19 protein-coding genes and 1 riboswitch are annotated in these 24,926 nt (G+C 43.3%); of the genes, 3 read left to right on the plus strand and 16 right to left on the minus strand.

Features of this window, described 5'->3' with window-relative positions; genetic code table 11:
* Window positions 1-23: 23 nt before the first annotated feature.
* The gene (locus tag R8695_RS16675; protein WP_118509932.1) at window positions 24-569 is read left to right on the plus strand and encodes a biotin transporter BioY; all 546 of its coding nucleotides are present in this window, start codon (window positions 24-26) and stop codon (window positions 567-569) included.
* Window positions 570-612: 43 nt separating this feature from the next.
* Here R8695_RS16675 and R8695_RS16680 read toward each other — a convergent pair whose 3' ends face one another.
* From R8695_RS16680 to R8695_RS16740, 13 genes are all read right to left on the minus strand, one after another.
* A complete protein-coding gene (locus R8695_RS16680) occupies window positions 613-1,758 on the minus strand; it encodes a YibE/F family protein (protein ID WP_154780100.1) in 1,146 nt (381 codons plus the stop codon).
* A 25-nt stretch (window positions 1,759-1,783) separates the two neighbouring features.
* Entirely contained in the window at window positions 1,784-3,472 is a 1,689-nt protein-coding gene (locus R8695_RS16685; protein WP_205730799.1) for a purple acid phosphatase family protein, read from the minus strand.
* Window positions 3,473-3,691: 219 nt separating this feature from the next.
* Window positions 3,692-5,641, minus strand: a complete 1,950-nt coding sequence (locus R8695_RS16690; protein ID WP_330585070.1) for an amylosucrase — start codon at window positions 5,639-5,641, stop codon at window positions 3,692-3,694.
* A gap of 25 nt (window positions 5,642-5,666) precedes the next feature.
* Window positions 5,667-7,289, minus strand: a complete 1,623-nt coding sequence (locus R8695_RS16695) for a glycoside hydrolase family 13 protein (RefSeq protein ID WP_118509930.1) — start codon at window positions 7,287-7,289, stop codon at window positions 5,667-5,669.
* A gap of 43 nt (window positions 7,290-7,332) precedes the next feature.
* A complete protein-coding gene (locus tag R8695_RS16700) occupies window positions 7,333-8,826 on the minus strand; it encodes a glycoside hydrolase family 32 protein (protein ID WP_154780102.1) in 1,494 nt (497 codons plus the stop codon).
* Window positions 8,827-8,938: 112 nt separating this feature from the next.
* Window positions 8,939-9,799, minus strand: a complete 861-nt coding sequence (locus R8695_RS16705) for a carbohydrate ABC transporter permease (RefSeq protein WP_154780103.1) — start codon at window positions 9,797-9,799, stop codon at window positions 8,939-8,941.
* Window positions 9,799-10,680: a carbohydrate ABC transporter permease gene (locus tag R8695_RS16710; protein ID WP_154780104.1), complete on the minus strand. Its 882-nt coding sequence runs from the start codon at window positions 10,678-10,680 to the stop codon at window positions 9,799-9,801. Before R8695_RS16710 ends, R8695_RS16705 begins: the two co-directional genes overlap by 1 nt.
* Before the next feature lie 118 nt (window positions 10,681-10,798).
* Window positions 10,799-12,061, minus strand: coding sequence for an ABC transporter substrate-binding protein (locus R8695_RS16715; protein WP_118509922.1), 1,263 nt, complete (start codon window positions 12,059-12,061; stop codon window positions 10,799-10,801).
* Between the two features lie 458 nt (window positions 12,062-12,519).
* A complete protein-coding gene (locus R8695_RS16720; RefSeq protein WP_154780105.1) occupies window positions 12,520-13,506 on the minus strand; it encodes a LacI family DNA-binding transcriptional regulator in 987 nt (328 codons plus the stop codon).
* Between the two features lie 505 nt (window positions 13,507-14,011).
* Entirely contained in the window at window positions 14,012-17,158 is a 3,147-nt protein-coding gene (locus tag R8695_RS16725; protein ID WP_154780106.1) for an ATP-binding protein, read from the minus strand.
* Window positions 17,159-17,295: 137 nt separating this feature from the next.
* Window positions 17,296-18,210, minus strand: a complete 915-nt coding sequence (locus tag R8695_RS16730) for a 4Fe-4S binding protein (protein WP_330585072.1) — start codon at window positions 18,208-18,210, stop codon at window positions 17,296-17,298.
* Window positions 18,211-18,375, minus strand: a complete 165-nt coding sequence (locus tag R8695_RS16735) for a CD1871A family CXXC motif-containing protein (RefSeq protein ID WP_118509918.1) — start codon at window positions 18,373-18,375, stop codon at window positions 18,211-18,213.
* Window positions 18,376-19,572, minus strand: a complete 1,197-nt coding sequence (locus R8695_RS16740; protein ID WP_118509916.1) for a TlpA family protein disulfide reductase — start codon at window positions 19,570-19,572, stop codon at window positions 18,376-18,378. It lies immediately after the preceding gene.
* Between the two features lie 532 nt (window positions 19,573-20,104).
* Between R8695_RS16740 and R8695_RS16745 the strand changes: the two genes are divergently transcribed.
* Together R8695_RS16745 and R8695_RS16750 are read left to right on the plus strand one after the other, a co-directional pair.
* Complete coding sequence (locus R8695_RS16745) at window positions 20,105-20,773, plus strand: response regulator transcription factor (RefSeq protein WP_154780107.1); 669 nt, start codon at window positions 20,105-20,107, stop codon at window positions 20,771-20,773.
* A gap of 4 nt (window positions 20,774-20,777) precedes the next feature.
* Window positions 20,778-21,938, plus strand: coding sequence for a sensor histidine kinase (locus tag R8695_RS16750; protein WP_154780108.1), 1,161 nt, complete (start codon window positions 20,778-20,780; stop codon window positions 21,936-21,938).
* A 25-nt stretch (window positions 21,939-21,963) separates the two neighbouring features.
* On the opposite strand, the gene R8695_RS16755 is transcribed toward R8695_RS16750, so the two are convergent.
* From R8695_RS16755 to R8695_RS16765, 3 genes are all read right to left on the minus strand, one after another.
* Complete coding sequence (locus tag R8695_RS16755) at window positions 21,964-23,019, minus strand: threonine aldolase family protein (RefSeq protein ID WP_118509910.1); 1,056 nt, start codon at window positions 23,017-23,019, stop codon at window positions 21,964-21,966.
* 105 nt (window positions 23,020-23,124) lie between these two features.
* Window positions 23,125-23,529, minus strand: a complete 405-nt coding sequence (locus tag R8695_RS16760; RefSeq protein ID WP_154780109.1) for a DUF1284 domain-containing protein — start codon at window positions 23,527-23,529, stop codon at window positions 23,125-23,127.
* 170 nt (window positions 23,530-23,699) lie between these two features.
* On the minus strand, window positions 23,700-24,575 hold the full coding sequence (locus tag R8695_RS16765) for a DMT family transporter (RefSeq protein ID WP_154780110.1): 876 nt from the start codon (window positions 24,573-24,575) through the stop codon (window positions 23,700-23,702).
* A gap of 214 nt (window positions 24,576-24,789) precedes the next feature.
* Window positions 24,790-24,893, plus strand: a riboswitch (TPP riboswitch).
* Window positions 24,894-24,926: the final 33 nt, after the last annotated feature.

Raw genomic sequence — 24,926 nt, forward strand, 5'->3', positions numbered from 1 at the left:
TTCAAAAGGAGAGTTCTCTTAACATGAACCAGACAAAAAGCATTGCCGCACCTCACAGCAAAACCTACGAAATAACCATGACCGCACTAATGGCCGCGGTTACCTGCATTCTTGCCCCACTGTCCATCCCCATCGGCCCTGTCCCGATCTCATTCACCAACCTGGCAATCTATCTGTCCCTGTATCTTCTCGGATGGAAAAGAGGAACGATTAGTTATCTGATCTATCTTCTGCTTGGCCTGGTCGGCCTTCCGGTATTTTCTGGATTCACAGGCGGCCCTGCCAAACTTGCAGGTCCTACTGGCGGATACATCATCGGATTTATCGTTATGGCCATCATTGCCGGACTGGTAATTGATAACTGCCATAAGCCATGGATCCAGCTTATCGGTATGATCGTCGGAACGATCGTATGCTACCTCTTCGGAACTATATGGTTCTGCCTGGTTGCAGATTACACTTTCAAAGCTGCTCTCGCAGTCTGCGTAATCCCATTCATCCCGGCCGACCTGGTAAAAATGATCATCGCCATGATCATCGGACCGATGATAAAGAAAAGAATACGGTAATTTTCAGAATCCTAACAGGGGCTGTCGAAAGACAGCCCCTGTATTATTTACTCTTATGAAAAAGTATCGTACAGATCAGTACAGTAAACGGTACAGAAAGCACGATCCCGAAGCTTCCCGCCAGTCCCTGCATGATCGCAATACCAATATTATTGGAATTAATGATCTGCTGATACGGAAGATCATAAGAATAATCCAGAAGAAGTGTACTGACACTGCTTCCTGCAAATGCCAGGATCAGTGTGTTGCTGTCTGTTCCCATCATGTCTCTTCCCACACGCAGCCCGGCTTTGAAAAGTTCTTTCCGGGTTAATGAAGTATTCTGTCTGTAGATTTCATCAATAGCACTGCTAATGGACATAGCAACATCCATCACTGCTCCCAGACAGGAGATCAGCAATCCTGAAAAAAGCAATCCGCCAACCTGGATACGATTCGTGTTCCAAAGAGTCATCAGTGTCTCAATATCCGAAACATTAAAACCGGTAATCCCGGAAGCCTTGCTGAAACACCACGCTGAAATTCCTGCAAGAACAACACCGGCAAGTGTTCCAAGTGTCGCTGCACATGTCTTCCGTGTCGGACCTCCGATCAGATACATAGTAACCAACGTTGTAATAAAGCATACAAACACCGCCGTCCAGAACGGTGAAAATTTCAGATATACCAACGGCAGATAAACAAAGATCACGCAGAAGAATGTAAAAATCAACCCAAGGCATCCCTTAATTCCCTGTTTCCCACCAATCAGGCAAAGAGCCAGCAGATAGATAATCGCAAAGATATAAATAATGCCTTCTCTGTCCTGGGTATAAACACTGGCAACAGTCGAATCACCGGCAACACTCTGCATAACAATGACTTTCATTCCCGGTTTACATGCAGCACCGAAAAGATATCCGGAACTGCTTGTGATATCGAGATCCTGTCCTTTTCGTTCACCTGTAAGCATATGTACACAAACCTTCTGCTCTCCTACACGGGTTCCGTTTTCCTGTAGATTATCTTCAAGTACTTTGACCACTTTTGCTTTCTCAAATGTCTGTCCTGTCCGGACCACCAGCTCTGTTTTTTCCACCTGATTCAATTTAATGACAAAAACAGCGAACATACAGACAAGTAAAAGATAAACAAGATACCGGACTGTCTTCTTTTTCGTAAGCAGCCCGGTAAATTTTGTGCTTTTCATAGAGTTGATTTCTCAGACCCTGTTTTTAATTCTCAGATGTTTCAGCTGCTGCATCTGCGGAAGCATCTGCATTATCTGCTGTATCTGTATTATCTGAAGAATCTGTTTCTTCATCGGCACTGTCTGTGGTGTCTGCAGAAGTGTCTGTGGTGTCTGCACCAGTCTTTTTAATTGTAAATGTATCATCAATCGCTTCAGCCTTACCGTCATCTGTGATCTGGTAAGTATCAATGGAAAAAGTATCTGCAGTCAGTGTGATAACTGAATAACTTGGAAGCCAGTTCTGGCTGCGGGCTGCAACATAATCCTGCTGAGTGGAAAGAAGTTCATAATACTTGGAACCGGAAGCAGAGTTTGCTGTCATATACAGGATTCCTTTTGGATCTGTAACGGTATCTCCGTCAACATCCTCGATGGTATAGCAGTCATTGTCCTGATGGAACGCATCCAGGGCTGCCTGCGCATCTGTATCGCCCTCTTCCGGAGCAAGTGCGATCTGTTCCTGTGTATCTACATTTGTAGCATGATCCCAGTCATAATCAGTTCCGTCTTCATTCAGACTGAACTCATATTTACCATGAGTCTGTCCATCACCGTAGAGCATTTTGGAACGGCTGTATGTATGGTCATGTCCTTGAAGAACAACATCAATATCATTTGCATCAAACACCGGAGTAAGCTGTGTACGAAGTATCATACCATCTGTATCAGAATGATCAAGGCCAGATCCGTAAATGTCCTGATGGATCGTTACGATTCTCCATTTCGCATCCGGATAAGCCTTAACAGCTTCTTCAATTGTCTTCTGATGTTCTGCTACATTGTAGTTGTTAGTATTTAAAACGATGAAAATTCCGTCTCCATAGCTGTAATAGTAATCACCGCCTGCCTGAGTCTTACCATTCTCTGTATTGTTCGGATTATTAAAGTGATACATATAATCCTCATTCAGAGAATCATGGTTACCGATTGTAGTTGCCACTGCAAGTCCCTTCAGGGCATCTGCGCTTAAGTAAGAAGCATACTCTTCTTCTTTTGCTTCACCTGTTTTGTTAACCTGGTCACCTGCGGAGATCACAAAGTTGATATCAGGATTTTCTGAAAGTGCTGTATTCAGAGTACGGTTCCATGAGAAACCATCGTTCTCTGCTGCTTTGTTTGCTGCACCTGATTCATTGGTAAGTTCTGCACCATTCTGAGTCTGGCCTTTGGAAGCACCGATCTGCGGGTCACCTACATAGAGGATTTTTACAGAGTCTGTACCCTGTGTTTTGTATTCACATACATCTGTCTGCTCGCCGTTTTTCTCAACTGTATAATAATAAGTTGTATTCGGCTCCAGTCCGGTAACTGTTACATGATTATATTCATATACAGTGTCCCCGGTAAGGCTCTGGTCTACATCACCGGCAGTTCCCTCAAATGTTTCAAGATTATCTTTATCTGTTCCAAAATGAACTACAGGTGTTGCATCACTGTCACCTTTCTGGCTGTACCACGCGAAGTTTAACTGCGTATCATCAGCACCTGGTGTAAGGGATACTTTTGTAAAATCTGTCGCTGTTGTTTCCCATGCCGCATCCCAGTCAGACCATCCGGAATCAGCTCCAACCACGCTGCTGTCCATATAATGATCGGTAGAAGCATATGCCGCCGGACATACTACTGTTACTGAAAGTGCTGTTAAAAGACCTGCAATTAATTTTCTTTTCATAATAATTAGACTCCTTTTCATCCATAAAAAGTATTCTGTTTTTTTCAGTCGTCGGGTGGAGTATAGCACCCAAATTTTCAAAAAACAATACAGTTTTCTTATGTTTGACAGACATTTACTCTTTCCTTAACAAATACAATTGTTTGTTAAAATTACAGACACAAAGAGTCAAAAAAGAGACACCGGAAATTTTCCGGCATCCCTTCAGAATTTTTCATCTTATTTTTTCTTCAGCCAGTAGAATCCGTATGCCGGGATATTTACTCCTGCAGCTTCCATCTCCTGTCCGGTGATGAGGTCTTTGTACAGGCCATCTCTTTCGTTGATCCATGCAGTCTTGTCATATTCGCTGAAATTGAACAGACCATAGATCTTGTCTCCGTCATAGTAACGGCCGATGCAGAGAATGCTGTTATCCCAGGTTTCTACTGTCCAGGTATCAGCATTGGTCATAAATGCTTTCTCTTTCTTGCGGATCTTTTCCAGTTTATCCAGCTGTCCGAAGAGCTGTCCCTCTACTGTTTTTGGATCATCTGCTCTGGCAGCCAGATCCCAGTGCATTGCGCCTCTGTGAATATAGCGGGAATCCTGCACTTTATCCGGATCATTTTTATAAGAGTAATCATTGACCTGTCCGATCTCATCTCCGCTGTAAAGAACCGGGATTCCGGACTGCATGAACATATATGCATGAAGCATTACATCCATCTGGATTGCACTCTTCATGGCAGCTTTGTCCTTCTCAAATCCGGCTTTCTCGATTCCGCACATAGAAGCTGTAGTTCCGCAGAATCTGGCATCTCCTGTTACAGGATCCTCATTATAAAGGACTCCGCGGCTGTTGCTTTCCCCTGTATAACCCTGAAAATAATCGTTCAGATATTTCTTATGGGAACGCTCCTCAATACCCTCCTGTTTCAGAGTGGCATAATCCAGACCCCAGCCAATATCATCATGGCAGCGCAGATAATTCAGGAATACATAATCCTTCGGTAAACCATTGACAATATCCAGCTGTTTCTTCAGAAGACTTACATCCCTGGTGGCAACTGTATGCCAGGTTGTTGCCATAGTCGTTACGTTATAAAGCATATGGCATTCCGGTTTCTCTACTGTTCCGAAATAAGGAACTACCTTCTCCGGCTCCATAACAACCTCGCCCAGAAGAAGAATACCCGGGCAAACGATCTCACTGATCAGACGCATCATACGTACAATGGTATGTACCTGTGGCAGGTTTCTGCAGGAAGTATTCAGTTCCTTCCAGATATACGGCACTGCATCGATTCGGATAATGTCAATTCCTTTATTGGCAAGGAACAGGAAATTATACATCATCTCATTGAACACACGTGGATTTCTGTAGTTTAAATCCCACTGATACGGATAGAATGTAGTCATTACATAATGTCCGATCTCAGGCAGCCATGTGAAATTTCCAGGAGCTGTGGTCGGGAATACCTGAGGTACTGTTTTCTCATACAGAGACGGAATATATGAATTATCATAGAAGAAATAACGGCTCATATATTCACCATCTCCCTGGCGGGCTTTTTTCGCCCACTCATGATCCTCGGAAGTATGATTCATAACGAAATCCATGCACACGCTAATGCCTTTCTCATGGCAGGCACCTGTAAGCTCTTCCAGGTCATCCATAGTTCCCAGATTTTCCTGAACTTTCCTGAAATCTGCTACTGCATATCCGCCGTCAGAACGACCTTTCGGAGTATCCAGAAACGGCATGAGATGAATGTAATTAACATTGTTCTTTTCCAGATAGTCAATCTTGCTTTCCACACCTTTCATATTTCCGGCAAAATTATCGATATAGAACATCATGCCCAGCATGTCGTTTTTCTTATACCAGTCCGGATCTGCTTCACGCTTGCTGTCCAGCTTTTTCAGGACATCTGTACGTTCTTCATAGAAGCGGTGCATCTGGTCACATAATTCTGCGAACATGGGGCTGTTTCCATAAAGTTCCATGTACAGCCAGCGCAGCTCATCCAGTTTCTTCTCGAATCGTGTGTTATAAACTTTTTCTGCTTTTGCAGCCTTAACAACAGCTTTCTTTGTCTGTTCAACCTTTACTGTCTCTGCTTTTTCAACTGTCTTAACAGCGCTTTCCGTCTTCGCTGTTCTTTTCTTTCTTTCCCTCTGATTCACTTTCTTTCCTCCTCGTATCCATCTATTATCGAATCCGATAGATTCTTGCTTCATAAGGACGCAGTACATCTGTCTGCATATTTTCTTCTGTATAATTTCCGATCAGAAGCTCCAGATCCTCTGCTTTCTCAGAAACAGCATAATCAACTGTGTTTCCATAGAAATTGCAGACTACCAGAAGCTTATCTTCGCCATTATCTCTCAGATATGCGAAGATCTGGTCGTGATCCATATCCAGCATGGTGAACTTGCCATCTGTCAGAACCGGAAGCTCTTTTCTCAGCTGGATCAGTTTGCGGTAATAATTAAATATAGAATCCTCACAGTCTACCTGCTCTGCAGCATTAATCTCTGTATAATTGGGATTTACCTTCATCCACGGTTTTCCGGTTGTAAATCCAGCCTGCTCTGTAGTATCCCACTGCATCGGTGTGCGGGCATTGTCACGGGTTTTCGCATAGATAGATTCCATCAGCTCTTCATGGGTATATCCCTGTGCCCTGCGCTCCTTATACATGCCGAAAAGTTCAATATCACGATATTCCTCAAGCTCATATTTCACATTGGTCATACCCAGTTCTTCCCCCTGGTAAATGTACGGAGTTCCCTGCATTCCGTGAAGAAGTGTTGCCAGCATTTTCGCAGATTCCTCTCTGTACTGACCCTCATCTCCCCATCGTGAAACGATTCTCGGAAGATCATGATTATCCCAAAACAGGCTGTTCCATCCACATCCATAGAGCTCTGTCTGCCACTTATTCCACACTTCCTTGAACTTATGGAATGGAAGAGGAGCCAGATCCCATTTCTCCTTGCCCTCCTGCTGATCCAGACAGATATGTTCGAACTGGAACACCATGGAAAGTTCACTGCCGTCCGGATTGCTGTACAGTTTGGCGATCTCCGGAGTAGCACTCCAGGTTTCACCTACAGAAATCAGATTATCTCTCACAAATGTATGTGCCGTCATTTCTTTTATGTATTCATGAAGCTTCGGACCATTGGATGTGATCTTCTCATCCGGCACTTTTCCCACCAAATCGATAACATCCAGACGGAAACCGCCTACCCCTTTATCGATCCAGAAATTAATGATATCCCACAGCTCCTGTCTCAGCTTCGGATTCTCCCAGTTCAGATCCGGCTGTTTCACAGAAAACTGATGGAAATAATATTGTTCTACTTCCGGTACCCACTCCCATGCAGAACCGCCGAAAGCAGCTTTCATATCATTGGGAAGTACTCCCTCTTTTCCATCACGCCATACATAGTAATCATGATAAGGATTTTCCCTGCTCTTTTTCGCTTCTATAAACCATTTATGTTCATCGGAAGAATGATTCAGTACTAAATCCATTACAATATAAATGCCATGTTCCCTGGCTTTCCCGATAAGTTCTTCCATATCTGCCATGGTTCCGAACATGGGATCCACATCACAGTAATCAGAAATATCATACCCATTATCATCCTGAGGAGAACGGTACACCGGGCAGAGCCAGATACAGTCTATCCCCAGTTTCTCCAGATAAGGCAGCCTCTTAATAATTCCCTGGAAATCTCCAAATCCATCTCCATTGGTGTCCTGAAAACTTCTTGGATATATCTGATATATTACGGCACTTTTCCACCAGTCTTTTTTTAACATATCAACTCTCCTTTGACATCTGCTGTATCGGTTATTGTCAGTTTTATTTCTTCAGTTCATATCTGGTAACATCCATCTCTACTTTTCCATCTGCAAAGAAAGAAATGCCATCTGCTTCAATATCTGTATAGATCGTAGCTGTCAGTACATGCTCTCCGTCATTGACAAAAATCTCTGCGCTGTAACGGTCCAGGATCAGGCGGAGTTTGATTTCTCCGTTCCGGCTGTTTACCTTGCTTCTTCTCTGATGAATGATCGCTCTTCTGGAACCGGAGAATTTACGGTCGATCTTCAGCACAGATTCATAGGGACGGAAACTTACTGCCGTATGATACTGCTCATTCTGGGCAAAACGTACTGCAAATTTCTTATAAATATCCTCTGTATTTCCCGGACGAAGTGTAAGTTCCAGATCTACACATCTTCCGGATACACCATCCAGTTTCAGATCATTTTCAAATGTTACATTTTTATATTCTACTTTATCTGTACGAAGGTTCTCGATCTCTCTGACCGGCTTCTGGATCAGACGGCCATCTTTAATCGAAAGTTCTCGCGGAATACTCATCTGTCCGAACCATTTGCCCTTCGGAATACGATTGTTGCTGCAAGTATCCCAGTTCTGCATCCAGCCGATCATGATCCTTCTTCCGTCCGGTGCTTCCACAGTCTGCATTGCATAGAAATCAATTCCATAATCTACAGCCTGATCACTCTCAGGAATAAATGTTTTCGTAGTCTCATCGAATTTACCGATCAGACAAAGTGTTCCATCTCCGTTGTGATATTCAAAATCTTTCGGAAGCATATCCTGAGGGCTTACCAGCACAACGTCCTTTCCATCCAGAGAAAAGAAATCCGGGCATTCCCACATTTTTCCGAAGTTTCCGTCATTGGACAGCATGACAGATTCAAATTTCCAGTTATATCCATCCTCACTTCTGTATAACAGAATACGTCCGCCTGTTCCATCTGCCCTGTCATTCACAGTTACGCAGCGGTAAGAACCATCCTCACATTTCCACATCTTCGGATCACGGAAATCAAACGGGCTGCTGTTCTCCGGCATATCCTCTACTGTAAGAATCGGGTTTCTCGGATCTTTTTCATAATCCATTCCATCACCTGTAGCAAGACACTGGGTCTGGATATCACGGACACCGCCATCCGGCTGAGCTTCTTTGCGCACCCCAGTGTACATAAAGAGCTGCTTACCGTCCGGGAGCTCTATGGCACTTCCGGAAAAACATCCCACATAATCGTACGGCATGTCCGGTGCAATAGCTGAAGGCAGATACTCCCAATGAAGGAGATCATCGCTTACCACATGTCCCCAGTGCATAGGTCCCCACTGACTGTCATATGGATAATACTGATAATACAAATGGAATTTATCTTTATAATAGGAAAAACCATTGGGATCATTCATCCAGCCCACTCTTGGAGATAAATGAAATTCCGGTCTCTCCTGGTCTGTAATGTTCTGTGCCATCGCCTCTTCATATCTTCTGGCATCGCGTAATGTCTGACTTGTCATAATCTATCTCCTTAATATCAGGCGAAAATTCCTCTTTTCGCCATTTCCTCAATATAGTAGTTAAGGGGTCCAAAAACATAAATTGCCTTTGGGCCCCATGTAACTTTATTTATCAGCCTTTTACAGCTCCGGAAGTAACACCTTCCACAATATATCTCTGCAGGAACAGATATAATATCAGGATTGGAAGCATAGCCAAAAGGAGGGCAGCCATTACCAGTCCCAGGTCTGTAGAATATGTACCATAGAATGCCTGTGTGGCGATCGGAAGTGTATACAGCTCTTTACGTGCAAGCACAAGACTTGGAAGAAGGTAGTCATTCCAGAATGCCATGGCATCAATAATTGCTACAGTTGCGATGGTTGGTTTCAGAAGCGGAAATACGATTTTCCAGTATGTCTGCCATCTGTTGCATCCATCAATATATGCGGCTTCTTCCAGTTCCATCGGAATGCTGGTATGAATCGCTCCGTGGAACATGAAAGTTGCCATAGAAAGAGAGAATCCAACATGCATGAAGATCAGTGTCACACGGCTGTTAAGGATACCAAGGATACCGCCATAGAGAGATACCAGCGGGATCATCAGAACCTGGAAAGGAATCACCATGGAAGCGATCATTGCAGAGAACAGCAGTGCGCATACTTTCCAGTTATTACGTACGATTACGAAGGCAGTCATTGCTGCAAGCACGATCGTCAAAATTGTGGAGGTAGTTGTGATGATCAGTGAGTTCGTAAAGGAAGTCGCGAAGTTCATTTTCTTCATTGCATCTGTGAAGTTGGTAAGGATAAATCCATGAGATCCAACCAGTGCCAGCGGATCTGCTGTAATGTCACCTTTGGTCTTAAAGGCATTGATAATAACCATGATAAACGGGAAGATAAACGCCAGGAATAAGATGACCAACACTGCTATTGTAATAAAATGGCTTATTTTCTTTTTCTGAGCTGCTTTTTTATTTTCATCCATTATGCTGCCACCTCTCCTTTCTTACCAATATAAACCTGAGTAACACCTACGATCGCGCAGACAATGAACAGAACAAGGGCTTCTGCCTGTCCAACACCGTAGTTCTTATAAGAGAATGCCTGATTGTATACGTGCATGGCTGCCATTACGGAGGAGTTGAACGGCTCGCCCTTTGTTAAGGAAAGGTTCACATCGTATACCATGAAGCATCTTGTGATTGTAAGGAACAGACACTGTACGAAAGAAGATCTCATAAGCGGGATCGTTACGTTGATCGTTGCCTGAGTCTTTGTACATCCATCAATCTGTGCAGCTTCCATAAGGCTCTTGGATACGCTCATGAATCCGGCTACATAGATCAGCATCATGTATCCGGCGTACTGCCATACAGATACGATGATCAGGCAGGCCATTGCACCATTGGTGGTTGCCAGCCAGGAAGTTGAAAGTGCTCCGATAGATAAAGATTTGCCAAGTGCTACGAAAGCACGGTTAAATACGAATTTCCATACATAACCAAGTACAATACCACCGATCAGGTTCGGAATGAAGAAACCTGCACGGAAGAAGTTCTGGCCTTTGATACCGCTGGTCAGAAGGTATGCCAGGAAAAATGCTACTATGTTTACCAGGATTACGGCGATAACTGAGTATATAAATGTACGGCCAAGTGCCTGCCAGTATGCTGTATCCTGAAATGTAGATATATAGTTTGCAAGCCCTACGAAAGGCTTTTCTTTTGAAACACCGTCCCAGCTTGTGAATGTGAGATACAATCCATAAATAAATGGAACGATCACTACTGCACAAAACAGAACTGTGGAAACGCCGGCGAACATCAAGTACTGTTTTACTTTATACTTCATCGTGTTTCTTTCCATATTAACGATCCCCTTTCCCTTTTATTATCCCCGTTTCTCCCTTTTAAGGGAAAGAGGCTGCACGCCGCATGACACTGGCGTGCAGCCTCCCGGGGTGGCATATGCCTTTTATTTAATGTTAGTGCTCTACAGGAGCTGTATTTTTCCAGTAATCTTCAATCTCAGATGCGAATTCTGCACGGTCGATCTGTCCTGCAAGGTATTTCTGGCAGATAGCACCACACACGGAAATGCTGTCATCTGGCATGTAGTTATAGTTACCGATCAACTGGCCGGCATCTGCATATTCTTTTACAGATTTTCCAAGCGGATCAGCTACTTCCAGTTTATTATTGGAGAATGCCGGGATCAGTGCACAGTCATTTACGATGAAGGACTGTCCTTCTTCAGAATCAGCAAGCCATGTAAGGAAGTCTTTTGCTGCCTGGCGCTGTTCATCGCTTGTTGCATCAGAGGAGTCGATCATGAAGAATTTGGAACCGCCGCCTACAAGTTTCTCGTTGGAACCGTCATCTGTGTTCTGTGGTATAGGCATCATACCCATGTTTTCGGAGTAGTCATATGCATTAAGCACTGACCAGTCCCAGTTACCGCCGAACATGAATGCGATCTGTCCTTCTGCAAGCATCATTTCTGTTGTCTCACGCTCTGCAGCGATTGCAGAATCTTTTGCGTAGTTGTTCTCCATCATTACATCGAAGAAGTCCATAAGGGAATTGAATTTCTCGTTGTTGATCAGGTCTGCTTTTCCTTCGTGAAGTTCGCTGATGAATTCTTCTACATCTGGCTGTTCTTCATATACCTGTGTAAGGAAGTGAGCCTCCAGTGACCAGTCTTCTTTCATGATTCCGGTAGGTGTTTCCATTCCTCCTTTTTTCAGAGTTTCAAGGAGTTCTTTAAATGCATCTAATGTTTTGTAATCTTCCGGATTAAATTTCTCACCAGTGATAGCTTCAATGGCATCTGCATTGTAGATAAGTCCACGAGCCTCTACACATGTCGGAAAACCATTGATCTGGTCATCAATTCCAATTGCATAATCTGTTTCTTTTACCCAGTCCTGATCACTTAAGTCGATCGCGTGATCTTTCGCGAGGGAGTAGATATCTTTCGCATCTACCATGGCCAGTGTGTATGGGTCGTTTGCAGAATATTTGGTAGCCAGGTGAGCTGCTACTGTATCACTGGAATAGTAAACTTCTACGCCAACACCTGTTTCTTCAGAATATTCAGCAGCTTTTTCTTCGAATTGGCTCTGAACTTCCATCTTGGAGTTGAAGATTGTGATGTTTACGTCATCCGCCGCCATAGCCGGTACGGATACAGTTGCCATTGTTGCTGCAGTTGCCATTGCAAGTGCCATTGAAATACGTTTTTTCATTTTCTTTTTTCCTCCTGCTTTTTTAGCTTGTCTTTACGTCCCCGACGTATTTTCTTGATAGTGTTATTCTATCATTATGGTTTATATATGTCAATCGGTTATCATATATTTTTTGCGTTCCGAAGACATTTTGTTATAATAGCACTATTTTTATCGTCTGTTTTTGTGCATTTTTACATTCAGTTTTTGTTTTTTCACTGGATTATCACATATTTGAGTTGGTTTTCTATAAAACTTCGCTTATTTTTATATCAACCGCATGTTATATTCATTTCAAATACATCCCACATTTCTGAATGACCGATTATGATATTATCCTGTCTGCTTGAAGGGATGCAAAGCACTTCGGTGGTATCATTGGAGTTTCATTTTATGCAATAAAAAAGCAGGTATCTTTCTCGATACCTGCCGATTATTTATTATATTATGTCCAACGGATATTCACAATGCATAGCTTATCAGGTTGTTCCACGTTCCACCAGCGTAACCGGAAATACTGTCTTGGTTGGAACTACCTTACCTGCGTCGATCTGTACGATTGCCGAGATCGCCTGCTCCGCCATCTGTTCTACGGGCTGATGAATGGTAGTCAGTCCGGGACTGGTAAACTGTGCAATGTTCACATCATCGAATCCTACGATCTTCAGTCTGCCCGGGACTTCGATATTCAGATCATAACAGGCCTGCAGTACATAGGCACCGATCACATCTGAGCTGGCGAAAACACCATCCACATCTGGATGCTCGATCAGTTTCTCCCTGACAAATTCGTAATATTCCATAGAATCAAACATCTGCTTCTCTGTCACGATGACAACATTCTCTGTCTTCGTCTTCGCACAGATGTCACGAAACGCCACTTCACGGAAATCTGCCGGCATATGGACGTCTTCACCTGCACTCATTCCGCCGATATACATCAGTTTATGACATTCTTTATCAATCAGATGCTGAGTTGCCATTGTTCCACCCTGATAGTTATCACATTCTACACTCGAAGTACCTTCATCCATAGATCGTTCCAGTGTGATCAGGGGGAAATCCAGTCCTCTGAACTTCTCAGTTTCGAAGCTTCCGCTACAAAGCACTACGCCGGCCACTCTGCCGCTTTTACACATCTCGATACACTGTTCTTCCCGTTTTTCTTTATTTCTGGAAACAAACAGCATGATACGATATCCCTGTTTCGCAGCTTCCCGTTCCAGTCTGCTCAGAACTTTGGCGAAATAAGGATGTTCAATTTGTGGCAGAATCACACCGATGATATTATTCTTCTGCTTCGACAGGGATCTGGCCATCTCGTTCGGCTGATAATCCAGTTCTTTCATTACCCGATATACTTTTTCCCGTGTCTTATCGCTGATATATCCTCTATTATTCAAAACTCTGGAAACAGTCCCTACTGTCAGTCCCGATGCCTTTGCCACATCCTTGAGTGTTGCCATATGTGTATCTCCTTCGTTGCTCTTTACTGCATGATTACTGTATTCATGATATCCGGTGATCCGGCTTATTCACTATGTTTCATAATTCAATTTTATTCTATCACCCGTAAATGCAGTATGTCAACCGATAACTATGTTGTATTTTCCGTCCCTAAAATGAAATTTTAAATTCCACTGTCCGCATCCCCAACACGTTCTAATCCAATTGCACAAAAAGAAAAGCTCAATCTCCGGGAAAGCTCTTTCAGCAATCGGTCTTATCAGCCCTCAATAGCTATTGTTCTCTTTTTGTTCTCTTTTTGTTCTCTTTTTGTTCTCCTTTCCTCAACAAAGCATCACGTTTTATGAGCCTTTATTCATAATATTTTCACGTTTTTACACATTCAAAAAAAGACGCAACCCACATTTCTGTGACTTACGCCTTTCTCTACTCATATTTTCGTCATCCAGACTTTGAACTCTGATTCTGATAATTTACTGATAGCAACATATTTTGCAGATGACATTACTTTCCACAGCACTCCACAATAGTTTTCTCCACATCTTCTATCTGAAATGGTTTTGCCAGGTGTGCGGTCATGCCGGCTGCGAGACATCTTTTTGCATCTTCCTCAAATGCGTTTGCAGTCATTGCAATGATCGGAATTGTTTTTGCATCTGCCCTGTCCATGGCACGTATGGCTTTTGTTGCTGCAATGCCATCCATAACAGGCATCATGACATCCATCAATATGGCATCAAAGGTTCCCGGAGGATTACTTTCGAAGTGCTCCACCGCCTGTCTGCCGTTTTTTGCAACTGTAACCTTCGCACCGTCATCTGTCAGCAGCATTTCTATGATTTCTGCATTAAGCTCATTATCCTCGACTGCCAGCAGATGCAGTCCACGAATATCATATTTTTCTGCAATTTCCTCATCCTTTTTCTGTTTCTGGGCAATCTCAAAGGGAATGGTAATGACAAACACAGATCCAACTCCCACCTGACTTGTCACCTCAATACTTCCATTCATCTGCTCAATCAATCCCTTGGCGATCGCCATTCCCAGACCGGTTCCCTGATAAACACTACGGGCATCTGTTTTTTCCTGTGAGAACGGATCAAAAATGCGACTCAGGAACTCCGGACTCATCCCTATACCTGTATCAGAAATCGTCCACCTGTATGTACAGATTCCATCATGTATATCTGCCGCCTCCATTACCGTAGTAATCTTTCCTCCCGGCCGGTTATACTTAATACAGTTTCCATAGATATTCAGAAAAATCTGGCGAAGATGCAGTGAGCTTCCATAGACATAAGGATAAGGAATATCCTCCTTATTTTTCTCATAAATCCACTTAATATCCTCATCTGCTGCCTTGTGAGTGATAATGCTTTCAATCTCATAGACCAGATCTTTGAGACAGATATATTCATGAGTCAGAACAATATGACCTTCCTCTATTTTACTCATCTGCAGAACATCATTGATAAGGGAAAGCAAATAATCCGTTGCTATCTTCATCTTTTTGTGATTTTCCCGTATCAGTGCTTTATCCTCAAAATGAGTCTCATCAATCTTTAACAGACCAATAATACCATTCAAAGGTGTCCTGATATCATGGCTCATGCGGCTGAGGAAATTCGTTTTTGCCCTGCTCTCGGCACGCATCTCATTAAATGCAGCCTGAAGGCGCGCCTGTTCCTGCTCATCCCGTTCATGTCTCTGTGTGGTATCCTGCAACAGAATGATCGCATAAATCATGGGCACCTCAGCAAGAATTTCTGTATCAAACACCACCATCCTGGTCATCAGAACTGTTTTCTGTACCCAGCGGATACTTCCATCGTCTTCGCGGGCACAATACTCCACAGACATATTTGTTTCTCCGTTCTCAAACCTCTTACGAAGCTTTTCACAATTATCTGTCATACAGTAACCGGCAATTGTTTCCTGGGTGATTTTTTTCTCATATTCCCAGCAATAATCCCGATAAGAACATGGAAGCGGGTAGTCCATAAAAAGTTCCCGGCTCTTCTGTTCTTTTCCATTCAGTACAATCCTTCTTTCCAGAGCATCCTTTGTCAGATTTACTGTATAGATCACATCTGACAATTCCAGAAGCGCATCCACATAGCTGTCATTTTCCAGGATCGACTGTTTCAGTTGTTCATAATAGAGCTGAAGCTGCTCTTTTGCACCTGTCTGACCTTCAGAAGTCTTTCGGATGGTTTCAAATGCCAGAAGAAAATGATGCAGCTTTTTGTCCTCATCCCAGTCCACCGGAATCAGTGTCAAGCGGTTATATGCCCCCTGTTTTCCGATATTATACTCATATTCCAGAACATCTTTCTTCGTATGCATCTTCTTTTGAAGTTCCGAAATCTGCAGTCCTTCGCGGATATCTGCCTGACTGGATTTTTCAACCTGTTCCTCTATGATCTGTTCCACTGCTCCGGAATATGCACCATCAGAGGCCAGGAAAAAATTTTCACTGGAACGGATTGCCCGATAAGTATCCATCCTGGCATCACAGTACAGACAATCCGAGAAATTACTGCCATGCTGATTAAGCAGCTTTAACAGCTGATATCCCTGATGCTTTTCTGCAGCAGCTTCTTCCCATTTCACATGATTTTTATTAATATACATGTTCTTGTCTGCGCAATTAAACAGCTCTCTCATTGTACTTCCGGGAAAATCGCCGGCCAATGCAAAGCCTACCGCATAGCTCAGAGGAGTATCCGGATACACTCTGGATTCCTCTGTCATATCCCTGCGCACCTTTTCAAGGCACTGTGTAAGCTGTTCCCTGTCCAGTCCATGGGTAACTGCAAGAAATTCATCTCCACCTGCTCTTCCCACAAACTGCTCTGCTGGCATGGAAGCCCGCAGGCAGATGGCAAATCTACGAATATAGGCATCACCGGCTTCATGACCTCTGCTGTCATTAATACGCCGGAGATTATTAAGATCAAAACTGCAGACACCGGTATCTGCATCCGGTTCTTCCTCACTCAGTAATTCTTCACATTTATTTTTGTTCGGAAGTCCCGTCGCATCATCCAGATATACCTTTCGCTGCAGTAAACGATTCATTGCAGCATATTGTATTGCTTTGATGAATTCATATCCGATCAACAGCATCAGCACAACAATATCTGCTGTGATATATTTCTCAAGCAATGATAAGGATGTGGCTTTTTTCTGCGAATATTTTTCAGCCAGGCCTGTTGCTTCATCGCAGATCACAAAAAACTCCTCACTTTCCGGAATAATATCTGTGTTTCTGGCTCCTTTGAACCTCACAAGATAAATTTTCTTATACAGGTCAGAGAATTTATCATCCAGTTCCTGCATTTTATTCTGAAAATCAACATCATTGAGACGTACAAGATTTAATTCATCATTTCCATTTCGCAAACCGTCAATAAAAGTTCTTATATCATGGATCATCTCATTTTCCTGCTGCGTGGAAAGCTCCAGTTTTATGAGTCTCTGTGTCTCTCCCCTGACTAAACCGGTATAATTTACAATACGGGCCGTTCCCTGAATATCTGAGACAATTCCCATCATTATGATAATAAGGATAGCCAGAATAACTGCCAGAACACCAATACTGACCTGAATAATACTGGATTTCTTTTTCTTATTCTTCACTTCGGACATGGCCCTCCCCCTTCTTGTTTTATTCTGGAAAAGTACTTTCTGTACTCTATCTATTTTACCGTACTTTTTTCATCATGCCTACTAAAATTTGAATGTATTTATTTATAAACAGGCAAAAACACCTGGCAGACTACTTTTTATAGTCTGTCAGGTGTTTTTCTAATTCCACACTGGATTGCATCTGTCGGACAGGCTTTGCGGCATCTGCCACAGCGGATACATTCCGGACTGTTGGAGTTTTCCACAGGGTCAACGATCATCTGACATGCTTTTGCACATTTTCCGCATTTTATACACTTATCCTTATCCACTCTGTATTTATACAGGGAAACGGGATTAAATACGGAATAAAGTGCTCCCAGAGGACAGATATATTTGCAGAACGGACGGTAAATCAAAATGGAGAGAATGATCGTTATGATCAGGATCACATTCTTCCATATGTACAGCCAGCCCAGTGCACTGCGCATGGATTTATTCAGAAGTACCAGCGGCAGTCCACCTTCCAGTGTTCCTGCCGGGCAGATCAGTTTGCAAAAATAGGGCGCCCCCTGTCCCATAATATCCACAAGGAACAATGGAAGCAGGATCACAAATACTGCAAAAATCACATATTTCAGCTTACGAAGCAGCTTGTCGCCTTTGAATGTGCGGATTTTCTTAGGAAATGGAATCTTATTCAGCAGATCCTGAATCAGTCCGAAGGGACAGAGAAAACCGCAAATCAGTCTTCCCACCATAGCTCCAATGAAGATAAGAAATCCCACCACATAATAAGCCATCTTGAAATTCCAGCTCCCTATCACAGCCTGAAGAGAACCGATAGGACAGGCGCCAACAGCACCGGGGCAAGAATAGCAGTTCAGGCCCGGAACACAGGCATTTTTCAATTTGCCTGTGTAAATTTTGCCTGTGACAAAACCGGTAACATGACTGTTTGTAATGAATGCCCACAGTGCCTGGATTCCGTGACGGGGCCACTCATTGATCTTCATATTTTTTGTATTTTGTTTCTTATTACTTTTGTTATCGTTGTTCTTTTGATTACTCATTTATCCAATTCCCACACATTCCATACAGATGTTAATGGCTTTTGTAAACACCACTGCCAGCTCTCCGCGGGAAATCCCATATCCCATAAAGCAGGCTCCCACAAACATAAGAATCAACGCCGGCCATTTACTGTTCCATATTTTGCTGGTTTTTAATTTATCCATTTATTTTCCCTCTGTAACATTCTCCAGCTCTTTTTCCACAATCTCTTTCCACTCGTCCAGACTGTGGCTTCCGGAGTAAGTTTCGCCTACAATATTTCCGTTCTTATCAACAAAGAAGGTTTCCGGGAAAGCGGAGATTCCATTGAGACGTCCGTTCATCATTCCGGAATCCGGGATCAGGAATGGATAGGATGCCTTTGTTTTCTCCTGAAGTACCTGAGCCTTTTTCACTGCTTCCTCATCCTGCTTTCCATCACTGCCTACTGTATCCAGTGTCACGCCTACTACTCCCACACCTTTATCCTTCATCTCCTGATAAAGCTTCTCCAGATCAGGAATCTCATTGACACATGGAGAACACCAGGTGGTGAAAATATTTACCATAGTCAGATCATATTTGCTGAAGATATCCTGTGTGTAGGTTTTTCCGTCAACTCCTGTTGTTTCAAATTTACCTACATTTGTTCCTTCAGCTGCCTCTGTACTGTCAGAAGTATCCTGTGGCTGATCAAATGCAGAGAGCATCTGGAACGGGGTCATTTCTGTAAGTGTTACTTCAATCCCCTCCACATCCTTTAACAGGTCTGCATCTGCATCCTTGTTTGTGCTGAGATAATATTTATATTTGCCATCACTGCTGGTACCCAGTTCTTTATGCTCTGTGCAGCCGGTAATCGTATCCAGATCTTTCTGGGATTCCTCATCATACATTCCGATCACGCCTACTCTGCTGAGACTTTTCAGCCAGTCGTCATATCCGGTGCCCATCTTGTCCACCTCTGCATCCTTCTGCTCGTCTGTCAGGGTACACCAGCTTGCTGTGGCATATGTGACTGCATCTGCATTGTCATTCCATCTCTCATCTGTAAACATGGAAATGTTTTTCTTCTTCATCTGCTCTTTCAGGTCTTTGGAAATCCCTAATTTCATTCCAAGGAATGGATATTCATAAGTATCCTGCGCCGGCTGAGCAATCTCTGACGGTTTAAAGGAACCTGCGATCAGACCTTCAGAAGCTGCCACACTGCCATCTTCTGCTGCCTGAGCATCCTCACCATCCATCTGGACTACACCTGCTTCATCTGCAGGCACTGCAAGAGCCTCCCCTGCATGTACAGTTACAATACCTCCCATAGATGTCACGCTTAATACACCTGCTGCAAAAATCGCCATTAATCTCATTCTTCTGTTCTTCATTATAAGTAAGCTCCCTTCATTTTTTACTGTTACGATTTTTATAATATCAGAGTTAAAAGATCAGAAAGTCGTTCGTGCCTGCACGATAAGACTTTTGAATTTCCCGTATCTGCCGCGGGTCTGGATTTGTCCCCGCATAACAGACATCGTTTTATTGATATGCACACATTATAGCATCTGAGAAATAAAATCTGTGTTAAGAAAATAACTTTTTTCAAAATTTTATTCTGTAACCAATCCCAGACAAATCTGAAACATCGTCAAGCGGATATTCGCAATCCGCTTTGCTACGCGGCTCTACACCGAATAACTGCTCCGCAGTTTGATTCGGTTAAAAAACTTTATAATCAGATATTTTTAATTAATATGAAATCATTTTCTTTTTTACACGAATTTTATACTTAATGTGCTATGATAAAATTGATAATATATCAGAGTCAGAAATTGACTCGTACAAACACAAAAGGTCTTTTAGCCTTTTGATTCTGATATTATAAAACTATAAATCTGGAAATTCAAAAAGGAGACTATCATGCACATTTTAATTATAGAAGACGAAGAACAGCTCTGCCGTTCCATGGCAGAGGGGCTTCGCATGGACGGATATGAAATAGATACCTGCTTTGACGGGGAAGAGGGACTGGAATTATGTATGACAGAGAATTACGACCTGATTCTTCTGGATCTGAATCTGCCGGGAATTGACGGTCTGAAAATCCTGCGTCAATTCCGTACCTTCAATACCAATACTCCTGTTCTCATACTTTCCGCAAGAGTACAGATTCAGGATAAGGTAGAGGGACTGGATCTGGGAGCCAACGATTACCTCACCAAGCCATTTCATTTCGAAGAGCTGGAAGCCCGCATCCGCAGCCTCACCCGCCGCAAATTTATTCAGGAGGACGTTTGTCTGAGATGCAGCCGTATTACCTTTGACACACGCACAAGAGAAGCCAGTGTAGATGGCACACCTCTGGCTCTCACCAGAAAAGAAAGTGCACTTCTGGAATACTTTTTGCTTCACCGCGACCGGATCATCAGCCCTGAGGAAATGATCGAGCATCTCTGGGACGGCAGCGTGAACAGCTTCAGTAACTCCATCAGGGTGCACATTTCTTCTTTAAGAAAAAAACTGAGAACTGCTCTTGGATATGATCCTATACAGAATAAGATCGGACAGGGCTATATTATGGAGGACTAAATCTATGAAATTTTATTCAGAAAAACTTTCCCCCCGCAGGCTTTCCCTCCAGTGGCGGCTCACATTGCTGATCTCCGGGCTGGTTATCACAGCCTGTGCACTGATGTATTTTTTCATCAGCCGTTCTGCTGTGACCGGTCTGGAAGGGATTTCCGACTATGTGGTTCTGGTCACCCCAGACAATTCAAACCCAATCTCCATCAATGTAGATCCCAAAATCCTCATCCCTGATCTGGAGAACCAGATCCAGAATACCAAAAACAACTTTCTGTTCCAGAGCATGATCGCCACAGGTATCATTATTCTTCTCAGCAGTATCTGTACCTGGTTTGTCACCAGAAGAGCCCTGACCCCCCTGCGCAGATTCAGCGACAGGATCAGCCAGGTACAGGCTCAGAATCTGTCTGAACCGCTGGAAGTCCCACTCTCAGAGGATGAGATCTCACGTCTGACCAGATCCTTTAATGACATGCTTGCCCGCCTGGACAATGCCTTCTCTGCACAGAAACAATTCGTGGCAAGTGCAGCACATGAGCTTCGCACTCCCTTAGCTGTAATGCAGACAAATCTGGAAGTTTTTTACAAAAAGCCGGAGCACGCACCCCAGGAATACGACAGACTTTTCACTATGCTTCAGGAACAGACCGGACGACTTTCCCATCTTGCAGAAATCCTGCTGGACATGACAGGTCTTCAGACTGTAGAGCGTTCTGACACCATTTCCCTTGCAGCACTCACAGAAGAAGTTTTCTGCGATCTGGACCCGGTTGCAGACAAGCATCAGATCCGGCTTATTCAGACAGAAGGTGACTGTACTGTTACAGGCAGCTATATCCTTCTGTACCGTGCAGTCTATAATCTGGTTGAAAATGCGATCAAATATAACCGTCCTTCCGGTTCTGTCACTGTAAGCATTCATTCTGCAGAATCTGCAGTCCTGGAGGTAACCGACACAGGCATCGGTATCTCCCCTGAAAATCAGGAAAAAATCTTTGATCCCTTCTACCGTGTGGACAAATCCCGCAGCCGCGCCATGGGCGGTGCAGGCCTGGGTCTTGCTCTGGTAAGCGAGATTGCCAGACAGCACAAGGGTCAGGTAAAAGTGACCCAGAGCAGCGAAAAAGGCAGTACCATTGCCCTGATACTGCCTGTAACAATCCTTTAAATCAACTGACCATTGATTTTTTCTCTTATTTATTTTTTTCCAGAATCTGAATCAGTTTCTGTGTATCTTCCATTGTAGTAGCCCAGCTTGTGGCAAAGCGGATCACAGAGTGTGTCTCATCATACTTCTCCCAGAATCCGAACTCCACATCCTGGGCTATTTTTTTCATTACCTCATTGGACACAATGCAGAAGATCTGATTGGTGGGAGTATCCAGAGAAAGCTGATATCCATACTTCTTCAGTGCATCCTTGATCTGCTCTGCAGCTTCCATTGCAGGTTTACCGATCCGCAGGTACAGCCCGTCCGTAAACAGCTCACCAAACTGGATCCCTGCGATCCGTCCCTTGGCAAGCAGTGCTCCGTGCTGCTTGATGATCGTAAAGAAATGAGGAATCCGTCCTTTCTGCGGTATAACCACTGCTTCTCCAAACAATGCTCCGCATTTGGTTCCTCCAATGTAAAATACATCGCTAAGTTCTGCCAGATCAGTCAAAGTCACATCATTCTCCGGGCTTGCCAGTGCATAGGCAAGACGGGCGCCATCTACATAAAGAGGAAGATGATTTTCCCGGCAGACTTTGCTGAGAACTGCTAATTCCTCTCTGGAATACAGAGTACCATATTCTGTTGGCTGGGAAATATATACCATCCCGGGCATTACCATATGCTCATAATTGGCATCATCATAGAAATCCTTCACCAGCTTTTCAATCTGCGCTGCAGAGATTTTTCCATCTTTCTGCGGTACTGTCAGAACCTTATGTCCACCAAACTCAATAGCACCCGATTCATGAGTTGCAATATGCCCTGTATCCGCAGCCACAACTCCCTGATAGGATTTCAAAAGTGCATCGATCACTGTGGCATTGGTCTGTGTTCCGCCAACCAGCAGGAATACATCTGCCTCCGGTGCATTGCAGGCTTCTCTGATCTTTTCTTTCGCATCTTCTGTGTATGGATCCTGACCATAGCCCACTGTTTTCTCCAGGTTTGTCTCCATCAGCTTTTTCATGATTGCGGGATGCGCGCCTTCCATGTAGTCACTGGCGAAATATAAACGTGATTCTGTATTTTCCATTTTTATCGTTATGTCCTTTCTACTGCAATATCTGCGCATTTGACTTTTTTATTCATAGCTTCTATTCTGTACCGGAACACTATTCATTCTGTTACTCTATTTTTCTTAGCATTTCTCCCATCTGCTCTTCTGACTTTCACAGATGGAGTTCCACTGACAATTCCCACAGATTTCTTTCCTCTTTCCTGATGCCAGGATCTCTTTCTGGACAAGTTCTGTAAAATCATCAAATTCTATAATCTGTCCATTCTCCAGGCCACACAGTTCCAACACTGCATTGTCATATGCTTCTACAAGCGAAAAGGAAGAACAGCATCCTTTTTCATTATTCGGACAGGCAGAACAGATCTCGTCTGTATCTGCATGAAGCTGTATCTTCGCTCCCTTCTGGAAAATATCCAGCATTTCCTGCATATGTGCGGAAAACCCATTACTGTATCCCTCACCCTTGAAATATGCAAGGCACATTCCATGGTGAGGGCGTAGTGGAATATTTTTTATAAAAGACATCTTTGTGCACCCTTCTCCTTAATTTTTTAACATATTGGATACTTTAACACAAAGCGTTTTTATTGACAACTTTTTTTATTTTATAGTTTACAATCCAATAATTCTATATACTGATCGGATTTCATCAGACTTACTGGATAAAATCAGAAAAATCCTTTTTTACTTTTTCTTCATTTACCAGCCTTAGATACTCTCATATTATAAAAAAATGTTCCCAATGATGCCAGAATGATCAGCACATATCCTGTAAAGCTGTACTTATCCGGAATCTCTCCAAACAGAATAAATCCCAACATCGTGGCAAAAATAATCTGCGAATAGTCAAAAATGGAAATCTTCCCTGCAGGTGCATAGGTGTATGCAGCCGTAATCGTAAACTGTCCACCCGCTGCAAATAATCCTGCCATAAGCAAGGTCACAAGCTGTTTCATACTCATCGGAGTGAAATGAAATACCATCCACGGCACAACCGACAAGCAGGAGAAAAATGAAAAATAAAACACGATAACCGGTCCCTTCACTCCGTGAGTTCCCAGTACACGCACCATCGTATAGGCAATTCCTGCTCCCAGTCCACCGCAGACTCCGATCAGTGCCGGAACAAGTGCCGCATTCTGAAATCCCGGTTTCACTACAAATAAACATCCTATAAACGCCAGCACAACACATGCAGCCTGTGCCGGTCTGATCTTTTCCTTTAATAAAAGGAATGAAAAAATAATCGCAAAAAACGGAGACAACTTATTCAGAATCGATGCATCTGCCACCAACAGATGATCAATGGCATAAAAGTTACACAGAATTCCCAGTGTCCCGCACACACAACGCAGGATCAGCGGTCCCCAGTATTTCTTATCCACCTTCGGCACTGTACGATTCTTACAGAGAATTATCGCTGCAAACACAGCCGCCACCAGATTCCGGAAGAAACTCTTCTCCACAGACGGCAGATCACCTGCCAGACGTACGCTCACATTCATACAAGCAAAGAAAAACGCCGACAGGATGATCATTATCATACCCTTTATGTAATTTTCCTGTTTCATCAGATTTAACCTGCCTTTCTGTCCATGCAGACAGCTTCTTTTTCATAATATGCTGTCTGTCATCTACCTGTTAATCATAGCACGGACAATCGTTTTAGTACAAATAGATTTTTTATTCCAGCAACACTTTGAAAGGAACTGCTGACCTGATTTTACATCCCATTGACTTTTCCAGATGCTTGTGTTACCCTAACACAAGAAAATCTGCATAATGGATAATAACAACGGGAGCCTGTGAAACAGGCTGAGAGGAAGATAGATCTTCGACCGCACCTGATATGGATAATGCCAGCGTAGGGACTGTATTTGTATATTAAAATCTGCCAGTGTGTTATTCCGGCAGATTTTTTT

The sequence above is a fragment of the Blautia luti genome (assembly GCF_033096465.1).
GTDB lineage: Bacteria > Bacillota > Clostridia > Lachnospirales > Lachnospiraceae > Blautia_A > Blautia_A luti.